The organism is Simplicispira metamorpha (assembly GCF_004341365.1).
Classification (GTDB): Bacteria; Pseudomonadota; Gammaproteobacteria; order Burkholderiales; family Burkholderiaceae_C; genus Simplicispira; species Simplicispira metamorpha.
The window spans coordinates 195,876-206,395 of record NZ_SLXH01000002.1 but is presented as its reverse complement, the minus strand read 5'-3'; the positions used below and the strand labels follow the sequence as shown (position 1 = coordinate 206,395).

General features: G+C 47.0%; 10 protein-coding genes. All 10 read right to left on the bottom strand.

The features are described from left to right. Positions 1-109 precede the first annotated feature (109 nt). The 10 genes from EV674_RS02190 to EV674_RS02145 all read right to left on the bottom strand — a co-directional run bounded on the left by EV674_RS02190 (position 110) and on the right by EV674_RS02145 (position 10,520). Entirely contained in the window at positions 110-634 is a 525-nt protein-coding gene (locus tag EV674_RS02190) for a phosphoribosyltransferase (protein ID WP_119011895.1), read from the bottom strand. A 63-nt stretch (positions 635-697) separates the two neighbouring features. Then, on the bottom strand, positions 698-2,074 hold the full coding sequence (locus tag EV674_RS02185; protein ID WP_119011894.1) for an adenylosuccinate synthase: 1,377 nt from the start codon (positions 2,072-2,074) through the stop codon (positions 698-700). A gap of 28 nt (positions 2,075-2,102) precedes the next feature. Beyond that, complete coding sequence (locus EV674_RS02180) at positions 2,103-3,251, bottom strand: ATP phosphoribosyltransferase regulatory subunit (RefSeq protein WP_119011893.1); 1,149 nt, start codon at positions 3,249-3,251, stop codon at positions 2,103-2,105. Between the two features lie 152 nt (positions 3,252-3,403). Further along, positions 3,404-4,306 (bottom strand): protease modulator HflC, encoded by a 903-nt coding sequence (gene hflC / locus EV674_RS02175; protein WP_119011892.1) that lies wholly within the window; start codon positions 4,304-4,306, stop codon positions 3,404-3,406. Positions 4,307-4,315: 9 nt separating this feature from the next. Continuing rightward, positions 4,316-5,671: an FtsH protease activity modulator HflK gene (gene hflK, locus EV674_RS02170; RefSeq protein WP_119011891.1), complete on the bottom strand. Its 1,356-nt coding sequence runs from the start codon at positions 5,669-5,671 to the stop codon at positions 4,316-4,318. A 44-nt stretch (positions 5,672-5,715) separates the two neighbouring features. Continuing rightward, positions 5,716-6,888 carry a GTPase HflX gene (gene hflX / locus EV674_RS02165; protein ID WP_119011890.1) on the bottom strand — a complete coding sequence of 391 codons (1,173 nt, stop codon included), beginning with the start codon at positions 6,886-6,888 and terminating at the stop codon, positions 5,716-5,718. A 50-nt stretch (positions 6,889-6,938) separates the two neighbouring features. Further along, positions 6,939-7,193 (bottom strand): RNA chaperone Hfq, encoded by a 255-nt coding sequence (hfq, locus tag EV674_RS02160; RefSeq protein ID WP_119011916.1) that lies wholly within the window; start codon positions 7,191-7,193, stop codon positions 6,939-6,941. A gap of 119 nt (positions 7,194-7,312) precedes the next feature. After that, complete coding sequence (gene der / locus EV674_RS02155) at positions 7,313-8,653, bottom strand: ribosome biogenesis GTPase Der (protein WP_119011889.1); 1,341 nt, start codon at positions 8,651-8,653, stop codon at positions 7,313-7,315. Between the two features lie 12 nt (positions 8,654-8,665). Next, complete coding sequence (gene bamB, locus EV674_RS02150; RefSeq protein ID WP_119011888.1) at positions 8,666-9,817, bottom strand: outer membrane protein assembly factor BamB; 1,152 nt, start codon at positions 9,815-9,817, stop codon at positions 8,666-8,668. 16 nt (positions 9,818-9,833) lie between these two features. Next, on the bottom strand, positions 9,834-10,520 hold the full coding sequence (locus tag EV674_RS02145) for a YfgM family protein (RefSeq protein ID WP_119011887.1): 687 nt from the start codon (positions 10,518-10,520) through the stop codon (positions 9,834-9,836).

Below are 10,520 nucleotides of genomic sequence, written 5' to 3'. Positions count from 1 at the left end.
AAAACCCAGAAAACTTTTTCAACCACCTTCGCCACCCAAACAACACCGGAAAAACCAAAGCACCGGGTAGCGAAGCCCTCTACTGTAACACAGAAAAAGCCACGGAAGCTTAAACCATCCACTTCTCTAGTAATTTTTCGGGATCCAGGCTGTCATAGGCCTCAAACGGCTGATGAATCCATGGATTCGTGGACAAGAACTCCACAGAGTAGTCAGGAGTGAAGTTTGATATGCCTTTTGTCCATATCACAGCACTGCGCAACTCCGTAATTGGAGCATAGCTGTTTTTGAGCATGCTGATGACAGCATTCAAAGTGTGCCCAGAGTCGGCCAAGTCATCCACTAAAAGCACTTTTCCTGCAATCTCACCCTTAGGTGTAGTGATAAAACGTGCGATGTCTAGGTGCCCTTGCAAAGTTCCTGCTTCTGCGCGATAGGAACTGGTCGACATGATGGCCAGGGGTTTATCAAAAATGCGGCTCAAGATGTCACCCGGGCGCATACCACCTCGTGCCAAGCACAGAATTGTGTCGAATTCCCACCCGGATTGGTGCACCTTCAACGCCAGCTTCTCAATGAGGTTGTGGTACTCGTCATAGCTCACGTACAGGTGCTTGCCATCTTCGGTCAACATTTATAGCTCCTAATTTTGTAGCGATCAGCGCCCACTGGACATCACTGAAAGCTGTTTTTAGTTTTATTCTGAAAAGTAAGGATGCTGGATCATGATGGTGTGATCCCGATCAGGACTGGTCGATATCACTGCCACAGGTACACCGGTCACATGCTCAATACGCTGCAAATACAGGCGCGCGTTCACAGGCAACTTGTCATACTGAGTCACGCCTACTGTCGACTCACTCCACCCCCCCATCGTTTCGTAGATTGGCGTACAGCGTGCTATGTCATCCGCACCCATAGGCAGCAAGTCAATTTGCTGGCCATCAAGCTCGTAGCCAACGCACAATTGCAACTCTTTCAGCCCATCCAAAACGTCAAGTTTGGTGATACACAACCCAGTCAAACCATTGACCTGGGCGCTACGCTTGAGCAAAGCTGCATCAAACCAGCCACAACGGCGGCTGCGTCCTGTGGTAACACCTTTTTCAGCGCCCACAGTGCTCATGTGGTATCCAGGAGTGCCAGGAGTTTCCCAATCCAACTCTGTGGGGAAAGGACCTCCACCCACACGGGTGCAATATGCCTTGGTGATGCCCAAGATGTAGTGCAACATGCCAGGCCCCACTCCAGCACCGGCAGCAGCATTTCCCGCAACACAATTGCTGGATGTGACATACGGATAGGTGCCGTGGTCAACATCCAATAACGTGCCCTGAGCCCCTTCAAAGAGCAAATTGGCACCTTGCTGGTGTGCTTCGTTCAATTCCCGCGATACATCCGCCATCATTGGCTTGAGCATTTCAGCGTGGCGCATCGCTTCTGCAAATACAGGCTCGAACTGCACCTCACCATCACGAATGTAAGGAGCCAACGTTGCACCAAAATCAAACCGCGCCGAGCCCAAGAAGGTGCTGAGAACATGGTTGTGCAGCGCAAGCAATTCGCGCAGCTTGGTCGCGAAACGCTCGGGGTGCTGAAGGTCTTGGACACGCAACGCACGACGGGCAATCTTGTCTTCATAAGCAGGACCGATACCACGCCCCGTAGTACCGATCTTCTCAGTGCCACCTTGCTCGCGTGCCGCTTCGCGAGCCACATCCAGCGCAGCATGAAACGGCAAAATAAGTGGGCATGCTTCGCTCACACGCAAGCGCGAACGCACTTCGACACCTGCTTTTTCCAAGCCTTCAATTTCCTCGAAAAGCTTGGCAGCAGAAAGCACCACACCATTGCCGATGTAGCACTTCACGCCAGCCCGCATGATTCCACTGGGTATCAAGTGCAGGGCGGTCTTCACCCCATTGATCACCAAGGTGTGACCAGCATTGTGTCCGCCCTGAAAGCGCACCACACCTTGGGCACTTTCAGTCAACCAATCAACGAGTTTCCCCTTGCCTTCGTCACCCCACTGGGTACCGACCACAACTACGTTACGACCTTTGGTATTTTTCATCTCAAACCCGATTCAATTGTCAAATACATCAAATGGCGCGCACGATCCAGCGCCCTGCAGCATGCACTAGTTCGCGATCGCAGAAAAATTCGTCCGCATCACTCTCATGACCAGGCAAAACACACACCACGGTTTCACCTTGGCGCCGCAGTTCAGCTACGGCTTCAGAGGCCCCAAGATCTTCGCCCCAAGGCGCCCGAATGGCAGACTTGAGCGGACGCACAGGCGCGACCTCAGCCACCTGTTTCAGATCAAGACTGAAGCCTGCGGCAGGTCGATTACGCCCAAAAACGGCACCCACCTCGTCATAACGCCCGCCACGCACAAGCGCGTCGCTCACTCCTTCTGCGTAAACAGCAAAACGGGCACCGCTGTAGTAGGCATATCCACGCAAATCCGCCAGATCAAAAGTAACGCGCACACCATCAAGGCGCTCTGATATCCACTTCAAATTCGATAGCACATTGCGCACGCCTGGTATGCTCTGGAAAGCTTTTTCGGCCTCATAAAGCACAGACGCATCACCGTACATTTGCAATAAAGCTTGCAGTCCTTGCCGAGAGGCATCAGGAAAATGGCGGGTGATAATGGCCAACTCGCTGGCATCCTTGGCTGCCAGAGCCGCATGCACTTGGCGCAAAACTTGTGCATCTACGACCACGCCAGCGAGCAACCCACGCACAATGCGCACGTCCGCCAAGTCAACACTGATTTGACTAACACCTGCTGTACGCAGGCAATTCAAGGCCAACTCCAAAGCCTCTAAGTCGGCTTCTACGCCCAAATGACCATAAATTTCTGCACCAAACTGCAATGGTTCACGTGTGGCATGAGGTCGATCTGGCCACGTATGCAAAACAGGTCCGCAATAACATAGGCGCGTGACGCCACGTCGATTCAAAAGGTGTGCATCGATTCGAGCAACCTGTTGCGTGATGTCAGCGCGCAGACCCATCATGCGACCGGAAATCTGATCAACTAACTTGTAGGTTTGTAGGTCAAGTGCTTCACCTGCTCCTGTCAATAAGGATTCTAGGTGCTCCAAGAGCGGTGGCATGACCAGCTCATAGCCATAGCTACAAGCCGTGTCGAGCAAGCCGCGACGGAGTTCTTCAATGTGCCGCGCCTCAGAGGGCAAGACATCGGCAATGTGATCCGGCAGGACCCAAGCAGACATGGAGTATGGTGTAGCTGTTAAAACGGTGATTCTACCGGTAGCCATCCCGCTCTTTCAAAGCAACGACAACAACCGGCAGGAATTAGGCAACGACCAGACTGCCGACAAAAGCGGAAAAACCTCAAATCACCTACAAAAGCTGGCTTCTGCTCTTACTTGCGCACTGCAGGCTGCACTGGTGCAGCACCACGGAAAGTTTTGAAAAATTCGGATGATGCAGGGTCTAACACCATTAGGTCGCTCTTCTTGCTAAAGCTTGCTTTGTACGCATCAAGACTGCGGTAAAACTGCGCAAACTGAGGGTCTTTGCCGAAGGCTTCAGCATAGATACGTGCCGCTTCTGCATCGCCTTCACCCTTCACTTTTTGGGCATCTCGATATGCGTTGGCGATCGTGATTTCTCGCTGGCGATCAGCATCGGCACGGATCTTTTCGCCCTCAGCCGCACCAGTAGATCGAAGCTCATTGGCAACACGTTTTCGTTCCGCCTCCATACGTCGATACACAGATTCCGTAATGGCTTCTACGTAATCTACGCGGGTGATACGCACATCCACAACATCGACACCCCACGGTTTGGCACCTCTCACCGACTCAAGAACCTCCCGCTTGACATCAGCCATCAAGTCTTCACGCTTGAGAGACAGTAATTCTTTGACTGTGCGCTTATTGATTTCTTCTTGAAAAGCGTTGCGAACTACGCGATTGAGTTGCACCGATCCAGCATTTTCATCCAGACCGACGTTGCGGATGTACTCTGACGGCTCACTGATACGCCAACGCACATACCAATCGATTACGACACGCTGCTTCTCGGCTGTCAGCATAGGTTCCGCATCTGTACTATCGAGAGTCAACAAACGTTTGTCTATGTAAGACACGTTCTGGAAAGGTGGTGGCAACTTGAAATTCAATCCAGGTTCCGTGATGACTTCCTTGATTTGCCCCAACGCATACACAACACCAAATTGACGCTGGTCAACCACAAACAACATGGAACTGGCCAAAGCCAACACCACAAGAATTGAAGAAGCAAAAAATCCAACTCGATTCACGTGATTCTCCTAGCGCGATTCACGTTCACGCGTTCGACTGGTGTCACGCGCACGGGTATCGTTCGAAAAATTGGGAGAAGAAGGCGCTGGGGTAGCAGGCTGGCTTACAACGGGCACATCCCCAACTACAGGCAAAGCTCCCGTCTGCAACAACTTGTCAAGCGGCAAATAGAGCAAATTGGAGCCTTGGCGAGAATCAACCATAACCTTGGTGACGCTGCTATAAATTTGCTGCATCGACTCAAGGTACATGCGATCGCGCGTGACTTGTGGTGCTTTCTGGTATTCAGTAAGAACTGCACTAAAACGCTGTGCATCACCTTGCGCTTGAGCAACTATGCGTGCTTTATAAGCATCTGCTTCTTCCTTCAATCGAGAAGCAGACCCAACGGCTCGTGGAATAACGTCATTAGCATAAGCTTGCGCTTCATTTTTGGCCCGCTCGCGCTCTTGGCCTGCCTTCAGCACGTCATCAAAAGCAGATTGAACCTGCTCAGGCGGCCGAACACCGCCCTGCTGCAAGTTAATTCCAACGACTTCAACCCCAACTTTGTAGCGATCCAGGATCGTCTGCATAAGTACACGCACACGCGGAGCAATCTGATCACGCTCTTCCGCCAATGCTGTATCCATCCTCATCTTTCCAACCACTTCACGAACAGCCGTTTCAGCAGCCTGGACTACAGCATCAGCAGGATTTTTACTCTCAAACAACCAAGCACGCGCATCATTGAGCCGATATTGAACAGCAAACTTGATCTCAACAATATTTTCATCTTCGGTCAACATTGCCGATTCGCGTAGTCCTGTCGACTTTATAACGCTATCTCGGCCAACATCAGCTGACCTTATTTGTGTCACGAATACCAGTTCATGGCGTTGTATAGGATATGGCAAGCGCCAATTAAAACCTGCCCCTACGCTAGTTTTGTATTTTCCGAACTGCGTAATGACAGCTTGCTGGCCTTCCTGAACGATAAAAAATCCAGTCCCCAACCAAATCAATACAGCAATTGCTGCAATAACCCCGACCCCGACTCCAGCATTTTTCATATCCGGCTGAAAATTACCATCTCCTCCAGGAGGAACCCGGCCGCCATTATTTTTTCCACCAAATAAACCAGCCAACTTCCGATTAAGATCGCGCCAAAGCTCATCTAGATCTGGAGGCTGCCCTCCAGATCCTTCGTTTCGCCCTTTCTGGCCTGATGGTGATTGAGACAATCCGCTACTACCTGGTTCCGGCTTTTTTTCATTGCTTGAGCCATCTTCTCCGCGCCCCCAACGGGGGTCATTCAGGTTAAAGATACCCCTGATACGCGCTTGTAGACCCCCAAAAAACTGGGTTTGAAGTAATTGATTCATGCAAAATTCTCTGATTTTAATTTTGACAATGGTATTTTGCCTAATCAAGGATTACCGCTATGCCATTCAACGGCATCGCATGAGGATAATTGCTGCGAAGATAAAACAATCTCACTTAACGCCAACCTCAAAGCATCGATTCCCAAACTATCTCGAGCACTAAGAAAAAATCGAGGAACAGAACGACCTTCAAGATCGTAAAAATCTTGAAACAAAGTTGGCTGACTTGATGGCGCCAATAAATCGATCTTATTAAAAATAAGAATCTGATTGACTTCAGAAGCTCCAATTTCTTTCAAAACCTTCTGAACTTGTGCAAGTTGCTCAGAATAATTCTCGTTTGATGCATCAATTACATGAAGCAATAAATCAGCATCGATAGATTCCTGCAAAGTGGCCTGAAAAGCACTAATAAGAGTATGTGGTAAATCTCTTATAAATCCTACAGTATCAGAAAGTGAAACCAAGCGGCCTGCTTTCTCAAGATACAACTGACGGGTTGTAGTATCTAGAGTAGCGAAAAGTTGATCTGCTGTATAAGCATGCGCTTTCACCAAGGTATTAAAGAGAGTAGATTTTCCAGCGTTGGTGTAACCTACCAAAGAGATACGAAAAGCATCACGACGCTCTCTCTGCCGTCGCTGCGTAGCATGCTGACGTTTTACCTTGGACAGTCTATCCTTAGTCCGCTTGATGGATTCGCTAATCATGCGACGATCAAGCTCAATCTGGGCCTCACCAGGACCACCACGAGCACCAATTCCACCACGCTGTCGCTCCAAATGCGACCAACGACGCACTAAGCGAGTACTCAAATACTGTAAACGCGCCAATTCAACCTGAAGCTTACCTTCGTGACTTAGAGCACGCTGCGCAAATATTTCTAATATCAAAAGCGTACGGTCATTGACTGGAAGCTCAAGGTAACGCTCAAGATTTCGTTGCTGGGCTGGACTCAACGCTTGATCAAAAAGTACCTCGCTAGCTCCATGCAAGCGGGCCAAACTTCGGATCTCATCAGCCTTACCGGAACCAACAAATAGAGCCGCATCAGGAGCTTTACGTTTGCAAGTGATATGAGCAACCGGCTTCATTCCAGCCGTTTCTGCTAGAAGATGAAGCTCTTCAAGATCCACATCAAAATGCGGCAATCCAAAGTCAACACCAACCAAAAGAACTGAAGTCTGGTTGAATGCAGAATTATTAATAGATTTCAAGACATTCAACCAAAAATATTAAATGAAAAATATTTTTATCCAACAACCTTCTAAGAAGCATTTTCTTCAGAAGAAGCCATGTCAGTGACAGAAAAATTTACTGCACGACCAGGCACTATGGTTGAAATAGCATGCTTGTATACCATTTGCGTTACCGTGTTACGTAACAAGACCACATACTGATCAAAAGACTCTATCTGGCCTTGCAGCTTGATTCCGTTAACCAAATATATAGAAACTGGTACGTGCTCCTTACGCAATGCATTAAGAAACGGATCTTGAAGAAGTTGACTTTTATTGCTCACGATATACTCCGTGTTCAAACATGTTGTTGTAAACCGACACCTTACCACAGCACAGAACAACTGTGATAAGTTTTATGAAATTAACCCTTCAGCACACCCAGAAAACCATGCCTTAGGCATCAATCAGATTTATCTGTAAACGGGTTGTGTGACGTTTTCATCTCTATGCGCAGAGGCGTACCTACAAGGTCAAATTCTTTACGAAAACGCCCTTCTAGAAAGCGTTTGTAGGCTTCAGTCACGTGCTCAAGCGAATTTCCATGAACCACAATCACAGGTGGATTACTCCCACCCTGATGCGCGTAACGCAACTTGGGTCGAAACATACCAGCCCGCTTAGGGCTCTGAAACTGAACCGCTTCCAGCAGCAATCGCGTCAACACTGGTGTTGACATCTTGCGCGTAGCAGCGCTGTGTGCTTGAACAATTGCAGCCCATACAGGAGCTATACCTTGCCTTCTTTTTGCAGAAATAAAGTGAAGCGATGCAAATTTCAAAAAAGCCAATCGAGTTTCTATAGAACGCTCTACTAATTTACGTTGGTAGTCATCAATAGCATCCCATTTATTCACAGCAACCACTACTGCACGACCACTTTCCAAGATGTATCCAGCAATATGTGCATCCTGGTCTGTCACACCCTGTGTAGCATCAAGCAACAATAAAACCACATTAGCAGATTCAATTGCTTGTAATGTCTTAACTACTGAAAATTTTTCAATTGCTTCAAAAACCTTTCCTTTTCGACGCAAACCTGCCGTATCTATGATTTCAAACTTCTGACCGTTACGCTCTAACGATACAGATATTGCATCTCGGGTGGTTCCTGGCAAATCAAAAGCAACCAATCGCTCTTCACCCAACCATGCATTAATCAATGTAGATTTACCTACATTAGGTCGCCCAGCTACGGCCAACTTAATACAATTTTTGCCATCATCATCTACGATATCTTCAGATTCTGATAGACCTAAAGGCTCTAAAGCAATTTCAACAAGACCACGAATTCCTTGCCCATGCGCAGCAGAAACTGCATAAACCTCTCCCAACCCCAACTCATAAAACTCTGACAACTGAGTCCCTTCACGCATACCTTCTGCTTTATTAGCAGCCAGAACGCATGTTTTTCCAAGACGACGTAAATAGTTAGCAATATCGTAATCTTGACCTGACAACCCAGCACGAGCATCTAGAACAAAAATGACAACATCAGCTTCAGCAACTGCTTGCTGAGTCTGACGTGCCATTTCCCGATATATTCCACTGGAAGCATCAGGCTCAAATCCACCAGTATCTATAACGATATATTCGTGTTGCCCTTGCTTTCCAGAGCCATAGTGACGATCACGCGTTAATCCAGCAAAGTCCGCAACAATAGCGTCCCTTGTTTTTGTCATACGATTAAAAAGTGTCGATTTTCCGACATTTGGGCGCCCAACTAAGGCGATGACTGGTTTCATTTTTTACTTTAATCAGTCTGGACGGAAACCGTAGACATACCCGGCACGACTTACCACTACCAAAGTATCAGCAGCAACTACAGGAGAAACTGATACCCCAGAACTATCTGTGGTTAACCGATTTAACGGTGAACCATCTTCACGAGACAAGAAATGAACTTCACCTCCGTCATCACCAAATACTACCGATCGCCCTAGCAACAATGGCGCAGTCAATCTACGATGTCGAAGCCTGTCAGTCATCCAAACTAGAGTGCCATCAGTCCTACGCCAAGCCAGAACGGCACCATTACTCTCGCTACCGTACAACAAGGTATCATCACCATCGACACCATCAAAACCATTTGCTTTCTGAATCCACGAGACTACACCTCGAGAAATATCCACACATCCAACAGCAGTTTGAAATGAACGGACGCAGAAACTATCTCCAAGCCGACTAGGATTTCCAACTAAATCGACCAAACGCTCAACATCGTTAGTACCTCTTGGCACAGAAAATGGAACATCCCAACGCACCGTTCCAGTATCAGGATCCAATCCAATCAATCGCCCTGAAATACCAGTAACAAGCGTATTACCAACAGCGATAAAAACACTTGATTGACGCAATGCTAGGTTCCCACCTGTTTTCTGTTGTGCCCAAAGATGTCGCCCATCTTTTGCATCAAAAGCCATAATTCCATATTCAGCAGTCAACACAAAAACACGCCTACCAGCAACCAAAGGCGAAGTAAAGACCTGTGCAGTCAATCGCTGTCGCCATTTTTCATGACCAGCCTCAAAAACCACTAGATCATTAGCGCTGGAAACCACCGCAGCAAACTGTCCGTCACTACCAACCCCAGCATTTAACGGCTCTTTCAACATAGCACGCCAAATATCTTTACCAGTACGGACATCGATAGCAGCAATCACACCATCAGCAGATGCAACAGTTACCATCGCACCATTCACACGGACAGCCAATGGCATTTTATCGACAGCACCGATTTTCGCAGACCACACCTGTTTTACAGGGAAAAATGGGACATTAACACCTAGATCCTGAGATTTCAATTCCGGATTTTTCTCGCCAATAAAAGAGCATCCTGCGAGCAGAAAATTTACTGCCAACAATAAACTAAAAAAGAAAAATTTGTATTGATGAAAAAAATAATTCATAAATTAAATAAATTAATCACCGTAAGATTCCAGTAGACGAAACATCTGAAATCACAAAAGAGCGATTTGGAACACCAAGCGAATTGAGCTTAAATTCTATTAATTTACGATAACCCAAATTATCGTCATATTTCTGATATGCAATTAAATAATCAGAAATTGCATCTTTATTATTTTCCCGCATTAACATCAGATCAGCTCGACGATCTTTCCCCAGTCCGTCAAAGGCACCGGGGAAAGACATGGAAAGATTTTCAAATGCTTCATCGTACTTTTTTTCTTCAAAAAGAATATTAATCAACCTCAAGTTCGCAACTACTTTCTGATTTACATCAGAACTATTATTAATCACTGACAAAAGTGCAGACTTAGCAGCATCATTCTCTCCCCTATCATAATTAACCTTTGCTACCAATAAACCTGCTTGAGCAGCCTGAATAGTTTTTGGACTTTTACTTTTAATTTCTGAAAATGCTTGATCCACTCTAGATAAATCTCCAGAGACAATAGAAGTCTTAATTAATTCAAGTAGCATTGAAGCCTGAACAGCTTGGCGGTTTTTCCAGTAGCCATACATATTCCAAGCAGTAACACTAAAAATAAAAATAAAAACCACAGCACTGATAAATCCGCCCCAAGATTTCCAGAAGTGTTTTAACTGATCAAGCTGTTCTTGCTCTTCAAGATCGAAATGATTTGCCAT